22 protein-coding genes are annotated in these 23,289 nt (G+C 66.0%); 16 read left to right on the top strand and 6 right to left on the bottom strand.

The features are described from left to right. Window positions 1–30 precede the first annotated feature (30 nt). The 10 genes from ACOJSI_RS02455 (at window position 31) to ACOJSI_RS02410 (ending at window position 12,542) form a co-directional block, all read left to right on the top strand. Window positions 31–1,287, top strand: a complete 1,257-nt coding sequence (locus ACOJSI_RS02455) for a peptidoglycan glycosyltransferase FtsW (RefSeq protein ID WP_420136672.1) — start codon at window positions 31–33, stop codon at window positions 1,285–1,287. Further along, entirely contained in the window at window positions 1,284–2,594 is a 1,311-nt protein-coding gene (gene murG / locus ACOJSI_RS02450) for an undecaprenyldiphospho-muramoylpentapeptide beta-N-acetylglucosaminyltransferase (protein WP_420136671.1), read from the top strand. The genes ACOJSI_RS02455 and murG overlap by 4 nt, the downstream gene beginning before the upstream one ends. Next, entirely contained in the window at window positions 2,591–4,000 is a 1,410-nt protein-coding gene (gene murC / locus ACOJSI_RS02445) for a UDP-N-acetylmuramate--L-alanine ligase (RefSeq protein WP_420136670.1), read from the top strand. Before murG ends, murC begins: the two co-directional genes overlap by 4 nt. Window positions 4,001–4,142: 142 nt before the next feature. Then, entirely contained in the window at window positions 4,143–5,042 is a 900-nt protein-coding gene (gene murB / locus ACOJSI_RS02440; RefSeq protein ID WP_420136669.1) for a UDP-N-acetylmuramate dehydrogenase, read from the top strand. Between the two features lie 82 nt (window positions 5,043–5,124). After that, window positions 5,125–6,042, top strand: a complete 918-nt coding sequence (locus tag ACOJSI_RS02435) for a D-alanine--D-alanine ligase (protein WP_420136668.1) — start codon at window positions 5,125–5,127, stop codon at window positions 6,040–6,042. Then, on the top strand, window positions 6,039–6,950 hold the full coding sequence (locus tag ACOJSI_RS02430; protein ID WP_420136667.1) for a cell division protein FtsQ/DivIB: 912 nt from the start codon (window positions 6,039–6,041) through the stop codon (window positions 6,948–6,950). Before ACOJSI_RS02435 ends, ACOJSI_RS02430 begins: the two co-directional genes overlap by 4 nt. Window positions 6,951–6,967: 17 nt before the next feature. Further along, complete coding sequence (ftsA, locus tag ACOJSI_RS02425; RefSeq protein ID WP_420136666.1) at window positions 6,968–8,215, top strand: cell division protein FtsA; 1,248 nt, start codon at window positions 6,968–6,970, stop codon at window positions 8,213–8,215. Window positions 8,216–8,328: 113 nt separating this feature from the next. Continuing rightward, window positions 8,329–9,792 carry a cell division protein FtsZ gene (ftsZ, locus tag ACOJSI_RS02420; RefSeq protein ID WP_420136665.1) on the top strand — a complete coding sequence of 488 codons (1,464 nt, stop codon included), beginning with the start codon at window positions 8,329–8,331 and terminating at the stop codon, window positions 9,790–9,792. Window positions 9,793–9,925: 133 nt separating this feature from the next. Then, on the top strand, window positions 9,926–11,341 hold the full coding sequence (locus tag ACOJSI_RS02415; RefSeq protein ID WP_420136664.1) for an SPOR domain-containing protein: 1,416 nt from the start codon (window positions 9,926–9,928) through the stop codon (window positions 11,339–11,341). A gap of 37 nt (window positions 11,342–11,378) precedes the next feature. Then, complete coding sequence (locus tag ACOJSI_RS02410; RefSeq protein ID WP_420136663.1) at window positions 11,379–12,542, top strand: deoxyguanosinetriphosphate triphosphohydrolase; 1,164 nt, start codon at window positions 11,379–11,381, stop codon at window positions 12,540–12,542. A gap of 13 nt (window positions 12,543–12,555) precedes the next feature. On the opposite strand, the gene ACOJSI_RS02405 is transcribed toward ACOJSI_RS02410, so the two are convergent. Beyond that, window positions 12,556–13,518, bottom strand: coding sequence for a class I SAM-dependent methyltransferase (locus ACOJSI_RS02405; RefSeq protein ID WP_420136662.1), 963 nt, complete (start codon window positions 13,516–13,518; stop codon window positions 12,556–12,558). 4 nt (window positions 13,519–13,522) lie between these two features. Continuing rightward, window positions 13,523–14,962, bottom strand: a complete 1,440-nt coding sequence (locus tag ACOJSI_RS02400) for a glycosyl hydrolase family 8 (protein WP_420136661.1) — start codon at window positions 14,960–14,962, stop codon at window positions 13,523–13,525. Between the two features lie 16 nt (window positions 14,963–14,978). On the opposite strand from ACOJSI_RS02400, the gene ACOJSI_RS02395 reads away from it, so the two are divergent. Continuing rightward, window positions 14,979–15,392, top strand: a complete 414-nt coding sequence (locus tag ACOJSI_RS02395) for a DUF3592 domain-containing protein (protein WP_420136660.1) — start codon at window positions 14,979–14,981, stop codon at window positions 15,390–15,392. 6 nt (window positions 15,393–15,398) lie between these two features. On the opposite strand, the gene ACOJSI_RS02390 is transcribed toward ACOJSI_RS02395, so the two are convergent. After that, entirely contained in the window at window positions 15,399–15,914 is a 516-nt protein-coding gene (locus ACOJSI_RS02390; protein WP_420136659.1) for a hypothetical protein, read from the bottom strand. Window positions 15,915–16,103: 189 nt separating this feature from the next. On the opposite strand from ACOJSI_RS02390, the gene ACOJSI_RS02385 reads away from it, so the two are divergent. Continuing rightward, entirely contained in the window at window positions 16,104–17,447 is a 1,344-nt protein-coding gene (locus ACOJSI_RS02385) for a S41 family peptidase (RefSeq protein WP_420136658.1), read from the top strand. A gap of 192 nt (window positions 17,448–17,639) precedes the next feature. On the opposite strand, the gene ACOJSI_RS02380 is transcribed toward ACOJSI_RS02385, so the two are convergent. Then, window positions 17,640–19,226, bottom strand: a complete 1,587-nt coding sequence (locus ACOJSI_RS02380) for a flavin monoamine oxidase family protein (protein ID WP_420136657.1) — start codon at window positions 19,224–19,226, stop codon at window positions 17,640–17,642. A gap of 285 nt (window positions 19,227–19,511) precedes the next feature. On the opposite strand from ACOJSI_RS02380, the gene ACOJSI_RS02375 reads away from it, so the two are divergent. Further along, window positions 19,512–20,444: an alpha/beta fold hydrolase gene (locus ACOJSI_RS02375; protein ID WP_420136656.1), complete on the top strand. Its 933-nt coding sequence runs from the start codon at window positions 19,512–19,514 to the stop codon at window positions 20,442–20,444. 141 nt (window positions 20,445–20,585) lie between these two features. Here the strand turns inward: ACOJSI_RS02375 and ACOJSI_RS02370 are convergent, their stop codons facing one another. Further along, a complete protein-coding gene (locus ACOJSI_RS02370; protein WP_420136655.1) occupies window positions 20,586–20,924 on the bottom strand; it encodes a YciI family protein in 339 nt (112 codons plus the stop codon). A 131-nt stretch (window positions 20,925–21,055) separates the two neighbouring features. After that, on the bottom strand, window positions 21,056–21,640 hold the full coding sequence (locus tag ACOJSI_RS02365) for a cell wall hydrolase (protein WP_420136654.1): 585 nt from the start codon (window positions 21,638–21,640) through the stop codon (window positions 21,056–21,058). A 170-nt stretch (window positions 21,641–21,810) separates the two neighbouring features. Here ACOJSI_RS02365 and ACOJSI_RS02360 point away from each other — a divergent pair, with 170 nt between their 5' ends. The 3 genes from ACOJSI_RS02360 to ACOJSI_RS02350 all read left to right on the top strand — a co-directional run. Beyond that, the gene (locus tag ACOJSI_RS02360) at window positions 21,811–22,200 is read left to right on the top strand and encodes a nuclear transport factor 2 family protein (RefSeq protein WP_420136653.1); all 390 of its coding nucleotides are present in this window, start codon (window positions 21,811–21,813) and stop codon (window positions 22,198–22,200) included. Window positions 22,201–22,292: 92 nt separating this feature from the next. Continuing rightward, window positions 22,293–22,604, top strand: coding sequence for an HNH endonuclease (locus ACOJSI_RS02355; protein WP_420136652.1), 312 nt, complete (start codon window positions 22,293–22,295; stop codon window positions 22,602–22,604). Window positions 22,605–22,860: 256 nt separating this feature from the next. After that, window positions 22,861–23,289 (top strand): aspartyl protease family protein (locus ACOJSI_RS02350; RefSeq protein WP_420136651.1); only part of this gene is annotated, 429 nt, incomplete at its 3' end.

Below are 23,289 nucleotides of genomic sequence, written 5' to 3'. Positions count from 1 at the left end.
ACGGAAACGCTTACCGGCGGGGGCACTCTGATGGCTAGCGCGGCACCAGGGATCGACAAGGCGGAATTGCGGCGGCGCGCCCGCGCGCGACGGCGCGGCGAGCGCTTCGGCCGTGGCGACCGCTCGGCGCTCGGCACCTGGTTCTGGGAGATCGACCGCGTCCTGCTGCTGCTCGTCACCCTGCTGATCGGCATCGGCCTGATCGCGGTGGCGGCCGCCGCCCCGGCTGCGGCGCAACGATATTCGGACGCGACCCATATCATGCCGGCGCGTTATTATTTCTGGCGCCAGCTGGTGTGGACCTGCCTGGGCGTGCCGGTGATGATCGGTGTCTCGATGCTGCCGCAGGTCATGGCGCGGCGGCTGGCGCTGGCCGGCGCGGTGGTTTTCATGCTGATGCTGGTGATGGTGCCGATCCTGGGCGGTGCGCAGATCAACGGCGCGCAACGCTGGATCTTCCTCGGGCCGTTGCAGATCCAGCCGTCCGAATTCCTCAAGCCGCTGTTCGTCGTGTCGGTCGCCTGGCTGCTCTCGCTGCAGGAAAAGGACGCCAAGCTGCCGGTCGTGCCGCTCAGCTTCATCCTGCTCGCCGCGATCACCGTTTTCCTGATGAAGCAGCCGGATTTTGGCGAAGCGGTCATCTTCGTCTCGGTCTGGCTCGTCCTGCTGACGCTGTCGGGCGTACCGATGAAGTGGCTGGGCGCGCTCGGTGGGGCAGGCATCGGCGCCATCATCATGGCCTATCTGTTCTATCCGGTTGCGACGATGCGCATCAATGCCTTCCTCAAGATCGGCGACGCGTCGAAGCAGGTCGACGATTATCAGATGGTGTCGGCCTTCCGCACCATCACCCATGGCGGGTTGATCGGCACCGGGCCGGGCGCGGGCACGATGAAGTTCGGCCTGCCGGAGCCGCATACCGACTATATCTTCTCGGTGATCGGCGAGGAGTTCGGCCTGATCGCCTGTCTTGCCATCGCGCTCATCTTCCTTGCCATCGTCGTGCGCACCTTCGTCAAGCTGCTGCATGAGGAAAACAGGTTCCTGTTCTTCGCCAGCGCCGGCCTCGTCACCCAGTTCGGGCTGCAGGCGCTGATCAACATGCTCGTCAACGTTCACCTGGCGCCGTCCAAGGGCATGACCCTGCCGTTCATTTCCTATGGCGGCTCGTCGATGATCGCGCTGTCGATCGGCTTCGGGCTTTTGCTCGCCTTCACGCGGAAGAATCCGTACCTGATGCGCTCGCCTTACGTCGTGACCTGGGGAGGCCAGAGCGCCAAGACATGACCATTCGTCGCCACTTCGTTCTCGCCGCCGGTGGTACCGGCGGTCATATGGTCCCCGCGCACGCACTGGGGCGCGAACTGGCGCGCCGCGGCCATCGGGTCGCGCTGGTCACCGATGAGCGCGGCAAGCGCATCCCCGGTTTGTTCGACGATATCGAAACCCATGTCATGCCGGCCGGCCGGGTGGCGGGCGGCCCGTTGGGCTGGCTGAAGGCATGGGCCGGCATCCGCGCCGGACGCGCCATGGCGCGGCGGCTCTACCGGGATTTGCGTCCCACAGCCGTGGTCGGCTTTGGCGGCTATCCCGCGCTTCCCGCCTTGCTGGCCGCGCTCGATACGGGCGTCGCCACCGCGGTCCACGAACAGAATGCCGTGCTTGGCCGGGTAAACCGGCTGCTCGCCCGCCGGGTCGATGCGATCGCCACGGCCTATCCGGAGGTTCAGCGGCTCAAGCCCAATTACGCCATCAAGACCTTCCTCGTCGGCAATCCGGTGCGCGAGGAAGTGAAGGCGATCGGCCGCGCCCGCTTCCCCGCTTACGGCGAGGATCTGCCTCTGAACCTGCTCGTGACCGGCGGCAGCCAGGGGGCAACCATCCTGTCCAGTGTCGTGCCCGCGGGCTTGGGCCTGCTCCCGGACGCGCTGCGCACCCGCCTGAAGGTCGTGCAACAATGCCGGCCTGAGGATATCGAGACGGTTCGCGCCGAATATCAGCGGCTTCATATCGTCGCCGAACTCACCACCTATCTGGAAGATCTGCCCTCCGTGCTTGCCGCTTCGCATCTTGTCATCGCCCGTGCCGGCGCCTCCACCATCGCCGAACTGACCGTCGCCGGCCGCCCCGCCATCCTGGTGCCGCTGCCGAGCGCGATGGACGATCATCAGACTGCCAATGCGCATGAGATGGCGGTAGAAGGCGGTGCCCGCGCCATCGCGCAGGCGCAATTCACCCCTGAACGGCTCGCATCCGAAATCGTCAGCCTCGCCGGCGATCCCGAAGCCCTGATCTCGGCCGCCGCCCATGCCAAAGCATGCGGCCGCCCTAATGCGACCGAGGATCTGGCCGACCTGATCGAAGGCTTTGGCCGCGCGCCGGTGGTGGATGCGGTCGGCGCCCGCAAGCCTGCCGCCGCCAAGGCCGCCAAGGGTCTCGCCATCGGCAACGCCAAACTCTCCTCCCCGGAACGGGGAGGGGGACCGTTGCGCGGCAACGGTGGAGAGGAAATCCGGGAGGGCGGGCTTTTCCCCTCCACCAGCCTGCGGCTGGTCCCCCTCCCCGAGCAAGCTCGGGGAGGAGCGCTGGCATGAAGGGCGTCGCAACCGATATCGGCACCATCCACTTCATCGGGATCGGCGGGATCGGCATGTCCGGCATCGCCGAGGTGATGCATAATCTCGGCTACAAGGTGCAGGGCTCGGACGTCGCCGAAGGCTATGTGATCGAAGGCTTGCGCAAGCGCGGCATCCCGGTTGCGATCGGCCATGCGGCGGAGAATCTGGGCGATGCCGCCGTGGTCGTCACCTCGACCGCGATCAAGCGCGGCAATCCGGAAGTCGAGCTGGCGCTCGAAAATCGCGTGCCGGTCGTGCGCCGTGCGGAAATGCTGGCCGAACTGATGCGCCTCAAATCGACCGTCGCGGTCGCCGGCACGCACGGCAAGACCACGACCACCTCGATGGTCGCGGCCCTGCTGGATGCGGGCGGGGTCGATCCGACCGTGATCAACGGCGGCATCATCAACAGCTACGGCTCCAACGCCCGCCTGGGCGCGTCCGACTGGATGGTGGTCGAGGCGGATGAAAGCGACGGCAGCTTCCTGCGTCTCGACGGCACGATCGCGGTCGTGACCAATATCGATCCTGAACATCTCGATCATTACGGCTCGTTCGAAAAGGTGAAGGACAGCTTCGTCGAGTTCGTTGAGAATGTGCCTTTCTATGGCGCCGCCTTGCTGTGCCTCGATCATCCGGAAGTGCAGGCGATCATCCCGCGCGTGCGCGATCGGCGCGTGGTGACCTACGGTTTCTCCGCCCAGGCGGATGTCCGCGGCGTCAACGTCACGCCCATTCCGGGCGGCAATCGCTATGAATGCATCGTCCGCAAGCGCGACGGCACGACCCGCTCGATCGAAGGGATCGAACTGCCCATGCCGGGCCGCCACAATGTCCAAAACAGCTTGGCCGCGATTGGCGTCGCGCTGGAACTCGGCGTGCCGGATGATGTGATCCGCACCGGTTTCGCCAAATTCGGCGGCGTGAAGCGGCGCTTTACCAATGTCGGCGAAGTCGACGGCGTGACCGTGATCGACGATTATGGCCACCATCCGGTCGAGATCCGTGCGGTCTTGTCGGCGGCGCGGGAAGGTGTGAAGGGCCGCGTCATCGCGGTGGTGCAGCCGCACCGTTTCACCCGGCTGCGGGACCTGATGGAAGAATTCCAGACCGCGTTCAACGATGCCGACATCGTCTATGTCGCCCCGGTCTATCCCGCCGGCGAACAGCCGATCGAAGGTGTCGATGCCGCGGCCCTGGTCTCGGGCCTCAAGATGCGCGGCCACCGCGCCGCGCAGGAAATCGCCGGCGCCGACGCGCTCGCGGTCGAGCTGGCCGAGGTCGCCAAGCCGGACGACATGATCATCTGCCTCGGCGCCGGCGACATCACCAAATGGGCCGCCGGTCTCGCCGACGCCATCGCCAAAGCCCGCGCCGGATGATCCCGCGCCAATTTCTCCTCCCGGGAACGGGGCGGGGGACCAGCCGCAGGCTGGTGGAGTGGAAATCCCTTACCGCTGGGCCAAACCCCTCCACCACCGGCTCCGCCGGCGGTCCCTCTCCCCCTGCGGGGGAGGAGACGCGATGACCGTCTGCGAAGCCTTGCCGCCTTTGCACGGCGACGCCACGCACCAAGGCAGTCTGGCCGACTTCATCTGGTTTCGCACCGGCGGCCCGGCCGAATGGCTGGTGCGGCCGCGCGATCTGGACGATCTCGCCAGCTTCCTGGCCGGGCTCGATCCCGCGACGCCGGTCCTGCCGGTCGGCGTCGGCTCCAACTTGATCGTGCGCGACGGCGGCGTTCCGGGCGTGGTGGTGCGCCTGCCCAAGGCCTTCGCCAAAGTCGCGATCGAGCCGGGCCACCGCGTCCGTGCCGGCGGAGCGACGATGGGCATCACCGTCGCCAGCGCCGCCCGCGATGCCGGCATTGCCGGGCTGGAATTCCTGCGCGGCATTCCCGGCACGGTCGGCGGTGCGGTGCGGATGAATGCAGGCGCCTACGGCCGCGACGCCAGCAACATCCTGATCGAGGCGACATTGGTGCTGCGCGACGGCACCGTCGAGACCTGGCTGGCGGCGAAACTGGGCTACACCTATCGCCATTCGGATCTGCCCGAGGGCGCGGTGGTGGTCGAGGCCCTGTTCGAGGGCACTGCTGGCGACACGGCCGCAATCGGCGCGGAGATGGACCGTATCGCCGCCGAGCGCGAAGCCTCCCAGCCGCTGCGCAGCCGTACCGGCGGCTCCACCTTCAAGAATCCGGAGGGCAAGAAAGCCTGGCAACTGATCGACGAAGCCGGGTGCCGCGGCTTGCAGATCGGGGACGCCCAGGTGTCCGAAAAACATTGCAACTTCCTGCTCAACCTGGGCTCCGCCAGCTCGGCGCAGATCGAGCAATTGGGCGAAGAGGTCCGCCGTCGCGTGAAGGATCAAAGCGGCATCATGCTCGAATGGGAAATCCAGCGCGTGGGCAGGGCGGTATGATCGTCCAATCCACCACCCGTCATGCTGAACGTGTTTCAGCATCCCTCCTATCGCAGCGGCCGTTGCTCCTGGGGGCCGCGCGATGACCCTTCACGTTGCCGTGCTGATGGGGGGCTGGTCGGCCGAGCGCGAAGTCAGCCTGGTCTCGGGCGAAGGCGTCGCCAAGGCTTGCGAGAGCCTCGGCCATCGCGTGACCCGCATCGATATGGGCCGTGACGTCGCCCTGCGCCTGCACGAGGCCAGGCCGGACGTCGTCTTCAACGCGCTCCACGGGACGCCCGGCGAAGATGGCACGATCCAGGGCATGCTCGACCTGATGGGCATCCCTTATACCCATTCGGGTCTCGCTACCTCGGTCATCGCGATCGACAAACAGCTCACCAAGAATGAGCTCGTGCCCCATGGCATCCGCATGCCGGAAGGGCAGATCGTTGCCTCGCAGAGCCTGTTCGACGGCGATCCGATCGCGCGGCCCTATGTGCTGAAGCCGGTCAATGAAGGCTCGTCGGTCGGCGTCGCCATCGTCACCGCCGACAGCAATTATGGCAGCCCGATCGGCCGCGATGTCGAGGGCCCCTGGGCGCATTTCGATCAGCTGCTCGCCGAACCCTTCATCAAGGGCCGCGAGCTGACCACGGCGGTCGTCGGCGAACGCGCGCTTGGCGTCACCGAATTGCGCCCGAAGAGCGGCTTCTACGATTACGATGCCAAATATACGGACGGCATGACCGAGCATGTCTGCCCGGCCGATATCCCGGACGACATTGCGCAAGCCTGCCTGCAGATGGCGCTCGATGCCCACCGCCTACTCGGCTGCAAGGGCACGTCCCGTTCGGACTTCCGCTGGGACGACGAACAGGGCGTCGACGGCCTCTATCTGCTCGAGGTCAACACGCAGCCCGGCATGACGCCCTTGAGCCTGGTTCCCGAACAGGCGAAGCTGGTCGGCATGACCTATGAGCAGCTGGTTCAGGAAATCATCGACGAGGCGCTGGCGTGAGCCGTGCGCGCGCCCAGGTGACGACGCGGAGCAGTCGCAGCCCGGCCGCGCGTTCGGCCAAGCCGGCGCGGCGCCGTCCGCCCGCGAAGACCAGCGAGTTGCCGCGCATCCCGCTGCCGGAAGGCTTGGTCCGCAAGATCCGCAACTGGACGCTGGCGTTGTTCGTGGTCGCTGCGCTGATCGGCGGCGTGATCGCCATGGGCATTCCCCAGATGGTCGGGCTGGCCGCGGCGCACGGGCTCGGCGACATGGGCTTCGTCGTCCGCAATATCCAGCTCACCGGGCTGAAACAGGTCGATCGCGACACCGTCTACCGGATCGTCTCGGAAGCGCACGGGCAGGATATGCCGCTGGTCGATCTGCAGCAGGTCCGCCAGCAATTGCTGCAGCTCGGCTGGATTGCCGATGCGCGCGTGTCGCGCAGGTTGCCCGATACGCTGGCGATCGATCTGGTCGAACGCGTGCCCGCCGCCGTGCTTCAGCGCAACCAGCAGCTGTCGTTGATCGATGCGGAGGGCAATATCCTCGCCCCGGTCGAACCGCACACCATGCCGGTCCAGCTGCCGCTCGTGATCGGTGAGGGCGTGGAAGGCCATATCAACGCGCTCCACGAACTGATCGCCAGCCAGGCCCCGTTGAAGCAGCTGATCGATGGCGCGACCTGGGTGGGCAATCGTCGCTGGGATCTGCGCTTCCAGTCGGGCGAGACCTTGTCGCTGCCGGAGGGCGATGCCGCCGCCCGGCAGGCGCTGGCCACGTTCGTGAAGAAGGATCAGGAAGCGCGCCTGCTCGGCCAGGGCTATGTCCGCATCGACATGCGCGATCCGAAACAAATGGTGATCCGCACCTCGCGCGATCCCGGAACGAAGATTACAGATCCCGTGCCGCCGGCCGCGACGCAGGCGTGAGCGAGAGCATATAGACGATGGCACCACCCCGTACGGACGGCCTGATCACCGCAGTCGATATCGGCTCCTCCAAGGTGGCCGCCCTGATCGCGCAACCGGTCGAAGGCGGCCTGCAGGTGCTGGGCACCGGCCAGCGCGAGAGCCGCGGCGTGAAGCATGGCTTCATCGCCGACATGGAGCGAACCGAACATGCGGTACGCGAAGCGGTCGAGCAGGCGGAACGGATCGCGCGCACCAATATCGAGGAAGTGTGGGTCAGCTTCTCCGCCGGCGGCCTCTACAGCGATGTCGCGTCAGTCGAAGTCGCGCTGGGAGGCCAGCGGATCGAGCAGCGCGACATCGATGAGCTGCTGGGCGCCGGCCGCAACTCGATCGATCCGGAAGGCCGGCTCGTCCTCCATGCCCAGCCCGCGCTCTACACGTTGGATGGCCTGAACGGCGTGCGCCAGCCGCTTGGTCTCCATGCCGAGAAACTGGGCGTGGACATCCACGTCGTCTCGGCCGATCCGTCGCCGGTGCGCAATCTGGATCTGTGCGTGCGCTCCGCTCACCTCGCGGTGAAGTCGATCGTGGCATCGCCCATCGCCACCGCCATGGCCTGCCTGAGCGAAGAGGAGCGTGAACTTGGTGTCGCCCTGGTCGAACTGGGCGCGGGCGTCACCAACGTGTCGCTGTTCGCGGGCGGGCTGCTGGTCGGCCTGTCCTCGCTGCCGATCGGGGCGGGCGAGATCACCGACGATATCGCCTCCACCTTCGGCATGCGCCGCGCGCAGGCGGAACGGCTCAAATGTTTCCACGGCTCGGCCCAGACCTCCCCACGCGACAATCACGAGATGATCGAGGTGGCCGGCGGTCCGGATGGCGCCGAGCCGCTCCGCATCAGCCGCGCCCAGCTGATCGCCGTGATCCGCCAGCGTCTGGAACATTGGTTCGCCGCGATCGAGGAGGCGTTGAAGGCGCTGGGGTTCACCGGCCCGATCGCGCGCCGTCTCGTCCTCACCGGCGGTGGCGCCGAGCTGAAGGGCATTGCCGATTATGCGCAGAGCGTGCTGGGCCGCGCCGTCCGCGTCGGCCGCCCGCGCGGCCTGATCGGCATGCCGGAGGCGCATTCGGGCATGAGCTTCGCCACCTTGGCCGGCCTCGTCCTCTATGCGGCGTCCGAGCCGATCGACCTGCGGCAGGTGCCGCACCCCCAATCGGTCACGCGCGTCTCCCCTTCGGGGATGGTGCAAAGGCTTATTGCGGCGGTGCGCAGCAGCTACTGACCGCAAACGATCAACAGGAAAGATAGCCCTAACCCCAAAAAGCGCTCGCACCGGCGAATCACTTGGGGCACTTTGCGATAACACAGCTAGATGCTGACGAATTGGAGACTAACATGGCGATCGAATTCCTCCGGCCCGAGGTCGATGAGCTGAAACCGCGCATCAGTGTGATCGGCGTCGGCGGGGCCGGCGGCAATGCGATCGCCAACATGATCGCGTCCGAAGTGCAGGGCGTCGACTTCATCGTCGCCAATACGGATGCGCAGGCCTTGAACGCCTCGCCCGCCGAAAGCCGCATCCAGCTCGGCATGAAGATCACGCAAGGTCTCGGCGCCGGTTCGCGTCCGGAGATCGGCCGCGCCGCCGCCGAAGAGACGATGGATCAGGTGGAGAAAGCGCTGGAAGGTGCGCACATGTGCTTCATCGCGGCCGGCATGGGCGGCGGTACCGGCACCGGCGCGGCGCCCGTCATCGCCAAGCTTGCGCGCGAAAAGGGCATCCTGACAGTTGGCGTGGTGACCAAGCCGTTCAGCTTCGAAGGCTCGCGCCGGATGAAGTCGGCCGATGCCGGCATCAATGAGCTGCAGAAGCATGTCGACACGCTGATCGTCATCCCGAACCAGAATCTGTTTCTGATCGCCAATCCGAACACGACCTTCAAGGAAGCGTTCCTGATGGCGGATCAGGTGCTGCAGCAGGGCGTGCGCGGCATCACCGACCTGATGGTCATGCCCGGCCTGATCAACCTCGACTTCGCCGACGTCCGCTCTGTGATGAGCGAGATGGGCAAGGCGATGATGGGCACCGGCGAAGCGTCGGGCGACAATCGCGCGATCGAGGCGGCCGAAAAGGCGATCGCCAACCCGCTGCTGGATGGCGTCAGCATGAAGGGCGCCAAGGGCGTCATCGTCTCCATCACCGGCGGCGACGATATGCGCCTGCTGGAGGTCGACGAGGCCGCCAACCACATCAAGGATCTGGTCGATCCGGATGCCAACATCATCTGGGGCTCCGCCTTCAACAATGATCTGGAAGGCCGCATCCGCGTGTCCGTGGTCGCCACCGGGATCGAGGCGGAAGCCAGCGCGATGCCGGAACCGGCCAAGCCGCTGAATTTCCCGCCGCGCAGCCGGACGGAGGCGCGCGCTCCGGGCAGCGAGCCCGCACCGGCCCCGGCCCGTGCGCCGGACGCGCCGACGCTCAACCTCAACGAGCCGACGCCGCCTGCGCCCACCACGGCCTCCAGCCCGGCCGACGAGGACGAGCTGGTCTTGGGCGACGATACCCGGGTGAGCACGCCGCGGGTTGAGGCCGATCCGACGCCGGCCCTTGCACCCCAGCCGGCGCCGGTTCGGTCCGGACCGCGCCGTTGGTTGCAGGACGCCGATGAGGATGCGGCGTCTGCGCCGGCTCCTGCGCCCGCACCGGCTCCTGCGCGTGGCGGTACGCTGTTCGAACGCATGTCCAGCATGGCACGCGGATCCGCCAAGATGAGCGGCACGGACGAGCAGGAAGAGGAAGGCCCGCGCGATCCGCTCGACATTCCGCGCTTCCTGAATCGTCAAAACAATCAATGATCTGGCCGGGGCGGCTTCGTCGCCGCCCCGCCACGGTTGAACGACGGGCGCAGGTGCAACCCTTGCAACTAGGCGACCAAGTCGCTTGAAGAGCGGGGTGTCCCCCCGATCGATGATTCCTGCGCTTGCCCTGATGGCGAGCTCGCTCTGTTCGCCCGTCTCCGCCGCCGCGCAGGATGAGGTGTTGCAGCCCGCCCAAACCGCCTCGACGGCCGTGTCCAACATGCTGCAGCTGGCCCAGGCTGCGGCCAACCGAGGCGATTCGGCCGAAGCGCTGTCGCGCTACCTGCGCATTCTCGCCACGGCCCCGGATGATGTGGCGGCCCTGGCGGGCGCCGGCAAGGCCGCGCTGGATGTCGGCGATACCAATGCCGCGGCGGGCTTCTTCTCGCGCGCGGACGTGCTGGATTCGCGCAATGGCCAGGTGAAGGCCGGGCTTGCCGAAACGATGCTTGCCAATGGCAATGCGCGGGCTGCGCTCCGCTTGTTCAACGATGCCGTCAATCTGGGCGTGCCGGTGATCGATATCGCGGGCGATCGCGGCCTCGCTTATGATCTGCGGGGTTCTCCCAGGCGGGCCCAGGCCGATTATATGCTCGCGCTGCAGGCGCACCCCAGCGACGAACTGACCCGCAGGCTGGCCTTGAGCCAGGCCATCGGCGGCGATCGCGCGGCGGCCATGGCGACGTTGGATCCGCTGCTGCGCAAGCAGGACGTGCCCGCCTGGCGCGATCGCGTTTTTGTCTACGCCATGACCGGCGATCTCGCCAGCGCGCAGCATGATGCGCCCCTGGTGATGCCGTCCAATCAGGTGGCGATGCTGGCACCTTATCTGCCGCGCCTGGCGACCCTGAAAATGGCGGACAAGGCCGCTGCCGTTCATCTTGGCCGCTTCCCGGGCGATACGCCGCCCGAAGCGAAACCGGCGCAGATCGCCGCGCCCCGCATCCAGGTGGATCAGGCCACGCTGGCTCCGTCGGCGCCCGTCCAGACCTTTTCAGAGGTGAGGGCCGCCGCCGCGGCGCAACCCACGCCGCGGCCGCAGGTCCAGGCCCAGGCGGCGTCGCCGATCCGCCAGCCTCAGGCGACCATGCCCGCTACTGCCACCGTGGCCCCGGCCGTAAGCGCCGGCCCACCTGCGCCCACGCGCGAAGAGCTGGCGGCACAGGCCCGGCAGGATGCGAAGGCGCGTGCCGCCGAAAAGCGCAAGGCCGATGCGCTCGCCGCCGCCAAGGCCAAGCGCGAGGAGGAGGCGGAGAAACGTGCCGCCGAGAAGAAGAATCCCGCGCGTCATTGGGTTCAGGTCGCGGGCGGGGCCAATAAGAACGACCTCGATCGCGCATGGGATCAACTCAAGGCCAAATGGCCCAAGCAGCTGGCCGGCAGGACGCCGTGGACCACCCATTATCGCTTCACCAACCGGCTGATGATTGGGCCGTTCCCAACTTCTGACGCCGCGCAGGATTGGGTGACGGCGCGCAAGAAAGAGGGCTTTGGCACATTCCGCGTCGAAACGGCGGCGGGGGATCCGGTCGAGCGCGTGAACTAAGCTCGACTTTCCGGCGCGCAGCTCCCATCTGGCGCGCATGGCGCTCGCCCCCTTCGCTGCCGATCCGGCGCTCACCCGCGGACGGCGTTATGCGCTGGCGTCCGCCAGCAATCGCGGCCAGCGCGACGAATATCAGCGCGATCGTGATCGTATTGTCCACTCGATCGCCTTTCGCCGGCTGCGCCACAAGACGCAGGTGTTCGTGGCGCCCGACGGCGATCATTTCCGCGTCCGGCTGACCCACAGCTTGGAGGTTGCGCAGATCGGCCGCACGATCGCGCGCGCGCTCGACCTGAACGAGGATCTGACCGAGGCGCTGTGCCTGGCCCATGATATCGGCCATCCGCCCTTTGGCCATGCGGGCGAGGATGCCCTGAAGGAGGCGATGGCCGGGGCAGGTGGCTTCGATCACAATGCCCACACCTTGCGCGTGCTGACGCGCCTCGAATCGCCTTACTCGCATCACCCCGGCCTCAACCTGAGCTGGGAGATGATCGAAGGGCTGGCCAAGCATAATGGCCCGGTCGCCGATCCTCCCTGGGCGCTGGCGGAGATCGACGCCGACTGGCCGCTGGATCTGGCCGGGCAACCCTCGCTCGAGGCCCAGGTCGCAGCCCTCGCCGACGATATCGCCTACGACAATCACGATATCGATGACGGCATCCGCGCCGGCTTATTGTCGCTGGACGAGGCGCGCACCGTGCCGCTGGTGGCGGAAGGCTGGGAGGCGGCGCGCGCGCGCTGGCCCGATTGCAGCGACAGCGCGCTCCGCAGCGAGCTGATCCGCAATCAGATCGGCCGCATGGTCGCCGATCTGCTCGCCGAAAGCCGCCGCCGCATCGCCGTCGCCAACCCGCGCTCGATCGCCGACGTGCATCGGGCCGCTACGCCGCTCATCGCCTTCTCGCCCGACATGGCCGCGGCCGAACGCACGCTGAAGCGCTTCATGTATGCGCGGCTCTATCACCACCCCCAGCAGGTGGCGGTGGCGGAACAGGCACACGTGATCGTCGCCGGTCTCGCGCGCGCTTACCTCTCGGATCCGGCCATGCTGCCGTCCGAATGGGCCGCCCGCCTGCCGGCCGACGAGCCCGCCCGCACCCGCCATATCGGGGATTTCATCGCCGGCATGACCGATCGCTATGCCGTCTCGCGCTATCGCGAGGTGATCGGGCCGGTGGATATGCCGGAAGGCGTCTAACCGGCCGCCGGTCTTAGATCTTCGTCGCTACCAGCGTGTTGCCGCATGCCAGCCGTTCGATGCAGGCGGGCGGCAAGTGCGCGAGGATCTGCTGCCAGAAGGCGCCGCCCGGTCGCTCGGCGAGCAACGCGCCGAGACTCATGTCCAGCACCTGTGCCCTCAGCGCGGGGTCGGTCACGCTGTCGATCAGGTCGTGCAAAATCCAGCTGACCATGTGATCGGGTGTCTGATTGTCGAATGTGCGCAGTTCAGCCACATCGAAGCCGTCCGCGAACATCGTGCGCAGGCCCTCGCGCGTCGCATTATAATAATGGCTGGGATAGCCGTGGACCGGCTGCAGGAACGGCCAATCGATGAACAGCTTTCCGCCGGGCTTCAGCATCCGATGGAATTCCCGCGCCACTTCCCACGGCCGCGTGACATGTTCCAGCACCGCGAAGCAGCCGATGCCGTCCAGCATGCTGGACGCGATCGGATAACGGCAGGCCGGCTCCATCACGATATCGGCCGAAACCGATCGATACACGTCCAGATAGAGGCAGTTGGGCTCGATCCGCTCGCGCCGGCCGCAGCCGATATCCATGTACAGCTTGTCGGGATTGGCCCGCATGTCGTCGATGAACGGCCCGAAGCCGCAATTTGCGGACTCCCCTTCATAGAGGCTGAGGTCCAGCGCCTTGAGCCCATAGAGAATGGGGAAAATGCTCGGCATATCCAGGAAGCGGAAGTCGCCGCCGGCGCCGCATGCCGGATCCAGCAGATGCCGGAACCGCTCATACCGCCTCTCCCCTCGGCGCACGCGTTCCTCCGGCGAAGGCCGGATTTGTTTGCGCTGCTCCTTCTGCCCGTGGCGGCGAAAATGGGTGAAGGCGTCGCCTCCCGCCTGCACATGCCGCGCCACGTCGGGGTTGGCGCGCAGGTAATTGGCTTCGTTGAAATTATCGAACGTGGCGATTTCGAGTTCGATATCCGCCACTATCTCACCCCTGCGATCGCGGCGCGATGATCCGGAATTCGCCCGCGCAATGCATCAGGCTCATCAGATACAGCATCCCATCGAAATAACGCTGTTCGCCGGCGGGCACGGGCATGTCCCACAATTCCTGCAGGAAGGCCTTGGACACGGGCCCCGGGGTCGCCGCAAATCCGCCCACTGCGGTCGCTGCGACCATGCCGGCCGAATGGCGGGTGGAGAGCGGCTTGCCGTCAAGCGTGTAGCGATCGGCGAACGTCTTGATCCCTTGCCCGTGCAGGAATCCCTGGATGCGGTCGCTCAGCGCCTGCTGGCGCGGATCCTTGCCCCACCAGGCATGGTCGACGGACCAGTTGCTGGCGGTGCGCCAGCTGTCATAGGCGAAGGATCCGGGCTCGCCGTCCCACCCCGGCATTGGCCGGCCGTCGAAATGGCTGCGATCGGGGGCCAGGCCGGTCTTGGCGTCAGCCACCTGCACGAAGAAGTCGCGGCTGACCCGCGCCGCGCGAGCCCAGAAAGCCCGATCCTCCGCCGGGCCCCAGCGTGCCCACAGCTCGTAAAAAGCCGGCAGATGATAGGAGGCGTCGGTGCCGCCGATGCTTGTTTCCGGCACGAAGCGGACCATCGCGCTCGCCTCGTCCACCATCGGCCCGACCGTCACCGGGCGCGGCACGCGGGCCGGGCGCACCGGTGGCCACGGCTTGCCCGCTTTCTCGGCCTCCGCCTGGGCGGCGCGGTTGTTCGGGCTTGGCCACGGCGTCGCCGGTTCGACGAACGGCGGATCACTGGGATGGATGCGGAAGGGCGGGGTGGCGGTCAGCGTCGGATGGTGGCGCATACCCCGCAGGATCGTGTCCGCCTCCGCCTGGTAGTTGTAGATGCCCTTGCCATTGCCCCAGCGATGCGCCGCGAAATACAGCGCCATCGCATAATATTCCTCGCCATCCGGGGCGGCGCCGGTCGCACGTGGCGTGCCGTCGGTACCCATCGACCAGGCAAAATAGCCGATCGACGGGTTTTTCGGGTCCGTCGTCAGCATGTAGGTCTTGGACCAGTTCCATAAGGCGTCGAATTCGCGCTTTTTGTCGAGCTGGACGGCGATCATCATGCCATAGCTCATGCCTTCGCTGCGCGCGTCGTTGTTGGCCCAGTCGGTAATGTAGGCGAGCGGGCCTTTCGCATTGGCGCCGGTCTCGAAATAGACGCGCTGCTCCTGGCCGTCGCCGTGAAAGAATTGACGGAAGGCATGCTCGATCTTGGCACGGCTCTCCGCTTGGCTATGGCCAAGCTGTTCGGTGAACAGGTTGCGATACGTCTGGGTGGCATAGGCGCCGTGGCCGTCCGCGGGGGCGGTGACCGGCGCGGCGGGCGGCGCCGCGGGCAGGGCGGTGCCAAGCAGGGCCGCCCCCGCCCACATCGCCGCGGCTGCCTTCGTCCACCCTGCCATCCTCAATCCCTTGTGCATGATTTCACGGGGGATAATGGTACACGCAGGAGCGGCCATGAAGTCGATTATCTTTTCGATCGCCGGAATCGCAATGCTGATCGGTGCAGCCCTGTCGGCGCTATCCACCCGCCGTTTCGTGCAGGAAGCGGCACGCGCGCCCGGCCTCGTTTATGCGACCCCCTTTGGCGGCAGCCATCCTCAGATCGAATTCGTCACTCGAAGCGGTCAAAAAGAGCAATTTCCGCAAGGCGGGTGGATCGGGGGATATAAGGTCGGCGATCGCGTCACCGTGCTCTATCGCCCGGAAGACCCTCGGATCGGTGCCAGCATCGATGCCGTAGGGGCTCTTTGGGACGGTCCCATTTTTCTCTTCCCCATGGGCTTATTCTTCTGTCTCGCCGGAATTTTCGGGAACCGTTTTTCTGATTAGATGATCTCACCGCTGCGCCGGGGCAGCCCGCGCCTGTTCCAGCAGGCGTCGCGCCCGCAGATACATTTCCAGCCGCGTGGCCGCGAACAGGCCCAACGCGAAGACGACCAGCAGATCGGTCACGAACGCCAGGTTGAAGCCCAGCGTGCTGGCTTCCATCCGCAAGCCCTGCCGGATGATGATCAGAACCAGGATGAACAGCATCGCCGCGGGCGATGCCTGCTGGTTCAGCGCGTGTGTCTCGGGATCGACGCTGATCCGCATCATCGCCCCGCGCCGCCATCCCAGCAACGCGCCAACGGCCAAAGCGATCAGCACGTACAGCCATTGCAGACCCCTTGGCATCGATTGGTACAGCACCGTCGCCGTCACCAGCGCATACAGCGCCGGCACCACCCACAACCGCTCCAGCCGCAATTTTTGCACCCGCCGCATCGACCGGAAGCGGAAGACCAGGATGATGCACACCACGATCGCGGTGATCAGATACCCTATGTACGCGCCCGGATGACCCTGCCCCATATCGCTCCCCCTCATGCGCTATCGTGTAGCGGCGGCGGCATAGGCTGTCGATTGTCGGGTCAGGCCGCCATGGCATATCTCCCATATCGGCTGGCTTGACTTGTAAATCTACATAAGTAGTGGATAGGAGAGGCGACAGGATCGGCGGTCACGTCGACGGGCGCCCGCATGAGAGAGAGGAGTTTCGCCATGACCCTTCGCCTCCGCTTAATCGCCTGTGCCTCGCTTTGGGCGTTTCTGCCCGCTGTCGCCGTGGCGCAGCCGGCTCCGCCACCAGCAACCGCCCCCGCCCAAGCGCTTGATCCTGTCGTGCGGCAGGCGGTGGTTCAGAAGCTCGCCGACGCGATGCGCGACAATTATGTTTTTCCCGAAGTCGGCGAACAGGCCGCCGCCGCCCTGACGGCGGCGCTCGCGCGAGGGGATTATGATGCGCTGAACGATACTGCCGCGCTTGCTGCCCGACTGACCGCTGATCTCGCCGCCGTCGCGCATGACAAGCACCTGCGCGTCATCTCGCAAACATCCGGATCGCCCGGTCCAAGGCCAGGCGCGGGTCCGCCCTTTCGCGACGAGGCCGGCATCGTCCGCGCCGACAAGCTCGCCGACGACATCGGCTATGTCGAGGTTTCGGGATTCCCGCCGCCGCCAGTGTTCAAGCCGGCGTTGGATCGCGCCCTTGCCACGCTCAAGGGAAGCCGCGCGTTGATAATCGATGCGCGGCGCAACGGCGGCGGGGCGCCGGAGGCGGTCGCCTATCTCGTCAGCTACCTGCTCCCGCCGGGACCGCCCGTCACGATCATCGAGTTCGTCAACCGGACGCCCGCTACGCGCGAATTCACGCGCGATCGCACCACCACCGTCTCCACGCCCTTCACCTTTGCCAAGGTGCCCGTCTACGTCCTGACCAGCAAAGCTACCTTCTCGGGCGGCGAAGAGTTCGCCTACGACATGAAGACGATGAAACGCGCCACCTTGGTGGGCGAGGTAACGGGCGGCGGCGCCAACCCCGTCGGTCCGGTCAGTCTGGGCCATGACTTCATGGTGGCGATGCTCGCCGGAAGGCCCGAAAGCCCCATCACCAAGACCAATTGGGAAGGCGCAGGCGTCGCGCCGGACATCAAGGTTCCGTCGGCGGACGCGCTTGCTGCCGCGCTGAAGGCGCTCGGCCAGGCGCCCGCCGCGGATATCGCCGCCGCATCGCGCGAGCAAACATTCGCTCCGCGCACCGTGCCGCTTCCGGGGAGCGAAGCGGCACTGAAACGCGTCATCGCCATGTACGCGACCGGCAAGATCGACGACGCCCTGTTCGCTCCCGACGCGGTCGAAATGGCGCATCGCTCGCTGCCGTTCGTCCTGGAACAGCGCGCCCGCTACGGCGCCCTAAAATCCCTGACCTTCCGCGATGTCAGGATGGGCGCCGACATGTACCTCGCGACGTTCGACAACGGCACGGCGATGGTCGGCATCGCCGTAGATCCGCAAGGACGCGCCCTGGCCATCACCGGCTTCATGCCGCTCCCGCTTAGGAGGTAGATTTTCTCGACCATTCCATGTCGGGAGCCGCCCATGTCGTGAGCGTACAAACGTAACATCGGCGACTTGTCGAACGCATGGTCGTTCGAAACGCCAGTGAACGCCTTGACGGTTCGCTCGCTATCACGCCGGGGTTGATGCACCGCTCGAGACGTGATGAGCATGTGCCGCCACGCGTTACGCGGCCTTCGTTTAGGCCTTTTTGAGGGTCACGACATGGTCGTCCGCCACACGCCTTGCCAGCAGCTTGATCGCTTCGAAGGCAGACAGCGCCGCGCCTTCCTGCCACGATCCGATATAGCTCAGATGTTCGCCCGCAAAGAAGACGCGGCCCTCGGGTCTGCAAAGTTCGGCATAATCGGTCGCGCGCTGCTCGGATTTCCACTCGGCGGCTACGCCCTCGCTCCACGGCGTCTGCGTCCACGAAACGGTCAGCGGCTTTTCCAGTAAACCCGACTTGCCCGGGTGCATCCGTTCGAGCACGTCTTTCGTGATCGCGAACCGCTGGTCGGCCGTCATGGCGGCGAATTTTGCGACCGCATCGCCATAATAGGATCCGGACGAATAGGCCGCCATCAGCACGCCGCGTGGATTGTACCAGTCTCCGCTGGGATACCAGACCTGCACGCTCGGCTGATCGGTGAAGGCAAGGCCGCCCATGATGCCCACATCCTGCCAAAAGCGTGGCGCCTCCCACGCCACCTTGGTCGATATGCCATATGCCGTGTTCGCCAGGGCGGTCTTCTTGGCCGGAGATAGCTGCATCTTCAGCCTCTTCACCATCGTCGCGGGCAAGGTGCAGAGGACGTAATCGCCCTCGACCATGCGGCCGTCTGCCAGTACGACGCGGACGCCATGTTCCAGCTGGTCCACCCCCTCCACCGGGGTGTGGAGGCGAACATGATCCCGCACCTGCTGATGGAGAGCTTCGGCGATACGGTCCATGCCACCGATCGGCTGAAACATCGGCGCCTGCTGTTCGAACACCTCTTCGAAGGAGACGTTGCCGCTCCAGAAGCCGTCCTCGATGATCCGGTGCAGGGTCAGCGGGTCCATCGGCTGCGGCGGATGGGCATATCCGCCCGGAGCGACCTTATACCCGGCCCGGCTGGAACCCGAATAGCTGCCATCCTTGCCGAGCGCGCCCCATAGCCTGAGATAGGTCTTGAGCTTTTCCTTGTCGTCCAGCGTCATCGCCGTATCGAGACTGTCGCCGGCAAGGCTCTTCTCCAGCAGCTCAGCGATGCGGCCTTTGGTGTCGTTGATGGCTTGTCGATCCTCGACCTCATTGCCGCGATAATCCCACCGCGTGGAGCGATCGACGTTGACCATCACCTCCAGCGGCACGTCGAATTGTTTGGCGTAGCCGAGGATCGTCCGGTGCGCCGTCGGCAGCCGAGCGGCGCCGGCATTCATGTAAAGGCCTTGCGAAAAGCGGCAGATCTGGTCCGGCCGATCGATCTGCTCCACCCGGTCGCCGTCGCGTAGACTCCACACGCGCCCGCCGACCCGGTCACGCGCTTCGAAGATCGTCACCCGGTAACCGGCCCTGCGCAACTCGAAGGCCGAAACGAGCCCGGCAATGCCGGCGCCGAGGATGATCACATGTTTGCCGATGCCCGATCCGGTGGGAAGATCGGGCTTCGTCGTCTGGGCCGTGGCAGGATCGCAGAGCAGACCCATCGCCTGCATCGACAGATAGGTCGCGGAATAGCCGCCCGCGCGGCCCATGGCATGCAGGAACTGGCGCCGGGTGGGCGCTGTGCGCCGACGCGTCATTCGATGGCACCCATCATACTGTTCACGTTCAATCTTCGGTTGAAACGACGTTGGCGACCGCGCTACTTTGCTAGTGCAGCCAAGATCTGCATAATCATTCTTGCAAGAATGTTGTTATCATTCTTATCAAACCCGAATGAATATAATTCATTGTCTTTGATTGTTTGCCGGCAATACACCTGAATAAAGAGGGCTGTCTGTGGAACTGCGCTGGCCAATGTGCGGTGGGCAACCTGATCGGCGGTGCGGGGACGTGCGATGAAGATGATGGTTCGATTGGCCTCAATGGCCGCAAGGATCCTGGCCATCGCCTTTTGTGGGGCCGCCACCGCGGCCCCGATATCGCCCGATCTCAAGCCCGGATCGCACACCGTCCATCTTGGGGAGGTCGACATCCACTATGTCGTGCGCGGCCATGGCCCGATCGCCTTCGTGGAAGCACCGGGCTGGGGCGTCACCTCCCAATATCTGCTGAACACGCTGCAGCCGCTCGAACGGAGCGCGACGCTCGTCTATATCGATCCGCGCGGGAGCGGCGGATCGTCGCGGCCGGCCGATCGGAGCCGCATGTCGCAGCGCGTGATGGCGGACGATATCGATGCGCTGCGCATCAAGCTCGGGTTGGACAGGATCAACCTGTTCGGCCACTCCGACGCCGGTACGATCGTCTTGGCCTATGCGGAACATTATGCGCGCCATCTGAACAAGCTGGTGGTCGTCGATGGGTGGGTCGCGGGGGACCCCGATGCGCGTCGGACGCGATCGGCCATGCTCGATCTATGGAAGCTCGATCCGCGATACGCGGCGGCTGTCCATCAGCTGCAGGCCATGCCGCCGAAGATGTCCGATGACGCCATGGCGCGGGCCGCCGATACGATGACCCCCATCTATTTTTCGGATCCAGCGCGATACGTCCCCATCCTCAACGCGGCCCAACGCAACCTACATTATTCGTCCTGGGCGCTTTCTGCCGAACAGGATGCCGACCTCGAGAAACACGAGAACCAGCTCGCTTTAGCCCACACGATCACGTCGAAGCTGCTCATCATCAACGGCACCGCCGACATGATGTGTCCGTATCCGGCGGCACTGCATCTTCACGACGCCGTCCCCGGTTCCCGATTGTCGGTCTATGTCAATGCGGGTCACCTTCCCTGGATCGAGCAGCCCAGGCGCTTCTTCACGGAAGTGGGGGAGTTTCTTGGCAGTGCCTCATGATCCGTTGGACGAGCGTGATACCGCTTGAACCCAAACGGCGTCTCTCGAAGGTTCCTCTCGTCCGGAGGGGTGGACGGACGGTCGATCCGGCGCGCGGCAGATGAGCAGGGGCTGCGCCCAAGGCGCGAAGCCCGCCGCGTCTCAGCTGCTCGGATCGTCCATGAACTCGCGCAGCTCTTGAGCGCAGCGGCAGGCGACCGCGATCTTCCTCGCCCATGCCACGGCATCGTCGCGGGTGGGCAGTTCCAGCACGGTAAAGCCGCCGTTTAGATCACTGCCGGGATAGATGCTGGTAGAAACCGTGCCGTCGCCAGACACCAATATGGGGTCGACCTGCTCTGCAATGCCGCCGCCAAAGACGTAGACGCCAGCGGCCTTGGCGTCTTCTATCACGGCATGCGCATCGGCAGCCACGATCGGCAGCTCGTCATCGGTGACGACCATCGCTTTGCTTGGGAACGAGATGAGATATTTGGTCACGCCCGTGTGATGCTATGTCGATCCGCAGAGAGCAAGCCATCGTCGATGTCGGCCCGACGCCTCGCACCCGGTTCTGTTGCCGGCATGATCGGGGCCGCACCGCGCAACCGCAGGCAGCTCTAGCCATCCCCTCAGCGCCGCCGCACATAGAAGAGATGGGGCCCCACCCGCGCGATCTTGACCATCGAATCGCGCCAGTACGGCACCACCCAGTCGGCATGATAATGCGTGGCGCGGCCGACATCCTCGTCCACCGCGCCGGTAAGCGCGGCGCGTGCTCTCCGCCGGGCGCCGGCCCAGCCGGCCCGGATCGGGCGGCGCTGCACCGATCCATCGCAGGTGAAGGAGAATTGGCAGCCCGTCGCCCGCGTGGAACCCTGATACACCACGCCGCAGACCGTGCCGGGGAAGCCACGCGCGCGCACCCGATTGAGGATCACCTGCATGACGGCCCGCTGCCCTTGCGGGTCATCGCCCACCTCATACAAGGCCGCGGTGGCAAGGCATTCCACCGCCCGCCGCGCCGCCGCCGGCCGCTTGCGCAGATGGAAGCCGGCTGCCCGCCCGCGACGGCTCGGATCGATCGGGATCAGCGCATTCGAGGCCCGCGCCGCGGCCATCGTCATCGGCCGATCGACATTGGGCGGCGGCGTCGGCCACGGCCACCGTCCGGACAGGACGATGCCCGCTATGACGGCGACGGCACCGACAACCACAAGCTGCCAGATCGCCCGCCGGCGCGCTCGGCGTGCCCGTGCCGTTTTGCCGCCATATCTCCTGCCAGTCCGCGCCATGGCCCGCTGCCTAGCGGAGGATCGCCGGGGATGCAGCGTCTCGCGCCGGACGCCAGGCTGGCCTGCCCACCGAAGCGCAGTAGAAGCGCCTCATGAGCACACCCGCCGACCTTGACATCCGTATGCGACGCGCCGCCTTCAACGCGGCACTGGCGCGGGGCGACCTGGAGCCGATCCAGGACATTCTCGCGCCCGCCGCGATCCTCGTGACCGGAACCGACAGCGCGTTGCTCTCGGGTCGCAAGGCGCAGCTGCTGGCGTGGAAGCGGGAGTTCGCCGCCGCGGATCGGACGATCTACATTCGCACGCCCACCGCCATCACGCTGTCGCCGGTCGAACCAATCGCGCTCGAATATGGCGATTGGAAAGGCGTGCCCGCCGCTGGCAACGGCGTGCGGGCCACCGGCACCTACACCGCCAAATGGCGCCATTCAGGGCAGAATTGGGTGATCGAAGCGGAGCTGTACCTCACCCTCGCTTGAGCGCCGCCGTCCAACCGCCATTCCGCTCGAAAGGGCGCCCGTACCTCCTATATCCTCCCCGTATGGGCGGTCGCGTCAAACGAAGGCAGGGGATGGCAGAGGCGCAAGCCAGGCTGGCGCGGGCGCCCGAGGACGCCCGCTGCGCGCTCTGCGACCGGCCGCTCGGGCAAGCCGTGGAGCAGCATCACCTTGTCCCCAAAAGCGAAGGCGGCACGCAGACCGTGCCTGTGCACCCCATCTGTCATCGCACCATCCATGCCTTCGTCACCAACCGCGAACTCGCGGCCTCCTATCCGACGATGGATCAGCTGCGCGCGCGGGACGACGTAGCCCGCTTCCTGCGATGGATTGCCGGCAAGCCGCCCAGCTTCCGGGCTCCGACCCGCCGGCGAAAGGCGCGTTGACGCATCATCCGCCCCTCGCGGCTGAGGGTTGTAATCTGCGAGCCGGCCGCGCGCACCGTTCCTGTTTGAGCAACGCAGAACCACCCGAGACAGCACTAGCTTGCGCCGCGCGGAGCCGCCACATCTCGGCGTAACCAACGCCCGGCCCCGTGCGTAAGACACCGTTCGGATCGGAGCGCGTCATTTTCGCGATCCGGGATCCCCGCATAACCCATCTCGCCTAGGGCCAAGGCGCGAAACAAGGATTGGAACATCAGTGCAGAAAACTCTTCGGCCCCTGCTCGGCGCGGCGCTCGCGGCCGGCCTCTGGACCGGGTCGGCACAGTCCCAGACAGCGACGGAGCATGATCCGCAGGCGCAATCGCAGTCCGAAGCCAATGCACCCGATCGTCCCGCGCAGCTGCCCGACACGCCCGTCAGCATCCCGTTCGAACTCCGCGACAACCTTGTCGTTATCGATGTCACGCTCAACGGCCGCCGCCAGTCCGCCGTGGTCGATAGCGGGTCCGGGGCGCTCCTCGTCGATCGGCGCACGACGGCGGCTTTGGGCCTCGTGCCCGCGCAGTCGATCGGGGAGGTTGCGGGTGGCGGTGCGCAGGCGCAGCAGCTGCAGCCGATCGAACTCGCATCGCTGCAGGTCGGGCCGCTCGGCTTCGCGAAGCTGCCCGGATACGCCTCCAACCTC

Origin of the sequence: Sphingomonas sp. (assembly GCF_048595155.1) — a bacterium.
GTDB lineage: Bacteria > Pseudomonadota > Alphaproteobacteria > Sphingomonadales > Sphingomonadaceae > Sphingomonas_I.
Note: the sequence above shows the minus strand (reverse complement) of the source record. Positions and strands in the feature narration are given on the sequence as shown.

Bases quoted from the DNA above. Each gene is read 5' to 3' on its own strand.
- murB (WP_420136669.1), top strand. From the start codon at position 4,143: ATGACCGTCTGCGAAGCCTTGCCGCCTTTGCACGGCGACGCCACGCAC.
- ACOJSI_RS02380 (WP_420136657.1), bottom strand. From the start codon at position 19,226: ATGACGCGTCGGCGCACAGCGCCCACCCGGCGCCAGTTCCTGCATGCC.
- ACOJSI_RS02455 (WP_420136672.1), top strand. From the start codon at position 31: ATGGCTAGCGCGGCACCAGGGATCGACAAGGCGGAATTGCGGCGGCGC.
- ACOJSI_RS02395 (WP_420136660.1), top strand. From the start codon at position 14,979: ATGATTTCACGGGGGATAATGGTACACGCAGGAGCGGCCATGAAGTCG.
- ACOJSI_RS02375 (WP_420136656.1), top strand. From the start codon at position 19,512: ATGGCCGCAAGGATCCTGGCCATCGCCTTTTGTGGGGCCGCCACCGCG.
- murG (WP_420136671.1), top strand. From the start codon at position 1,284: ATGACCATTCGTCGCCACTTCGTTCTCGCCGCCGGTGGTACCGGCGGT.
- ftsA (WP_420136666.1), top strand. From the start codon at position 6,968: ATGGCACCACCCCGTACGGACGGCCTGATCACCGCAGTCGATATCGGC.
- ftsZ (WP_420136665.1), top strand. From the start codon at position 8,329: ATGGCGATCGAATTCCTCCGGCCCGAGGTCGATGAGCTGAAACCGCGC.
- ACOJSI_RS02410 (WP_420136663.1), top strand. From the start codon at position 11,379: ATGGCGCTCGCCCCCTTCGCTGCCGATCCGGCGCTCACCCGCGGACGG.
- murC (WP_420136670.1), top strand. From the start codon at position 2,591: ATGAAGGGCGTCGCAACCGATATCGGCACCATCCACTTCATCGGGATC.
- ACOJSI_RS02355 (WP_420136652.1), top strand. From the start codon at position 22,293: ATGGCAGAGGCGCAAGCCAGGCTGGCGCGGGCGCCCGAGGACGCCCGC.
- ACOJSI_RS02360 (WP_420136653.1), top strand. From the start codon at position 21,811: ATGAGCACACCCGCCGACCTTGACATCCGTATGCGACGCGCCGCCTTC.
- ACOJSI_RS02385 (WP_420136658.1), top strand. From the start codon at position 16,104: ATGACCCTTCGCCTCCGCTTAATCGCCTGTGCCTCGCTTTGGGCGTTT.
- ACOJSI_RS02390 (WP_420136659.1), bottom strand. From the start codon at position 15,914: ATGGGGCAGGGTCATCCGGGCGCGTACATAGGGTATCTGATCACCGCG.
- ACOJSI_RS02435 (WP_420136668.1), top strand. From the start codon at position 5,125: ATGACCCTTCACGTTGCCGTGCTGATGGGGGGCTGGTCGGCCGAGCGC.
- ACOJSI_RS02400 (WP_420136661.1), bottom strand. From the start codon at position 14,962: ATGGCAGGGTGGACGAAGGCAGCCGCGGCGATGTGGGCGGGGGCGGCC.
- ACOJSI_RS02415 (WP_420136664.1), top strand. From the start codon at position 9,926: ATGGCGAGCTCGCTCTGTTCGCCCGTCTCCGCCGCCGCGCAGGATGAG.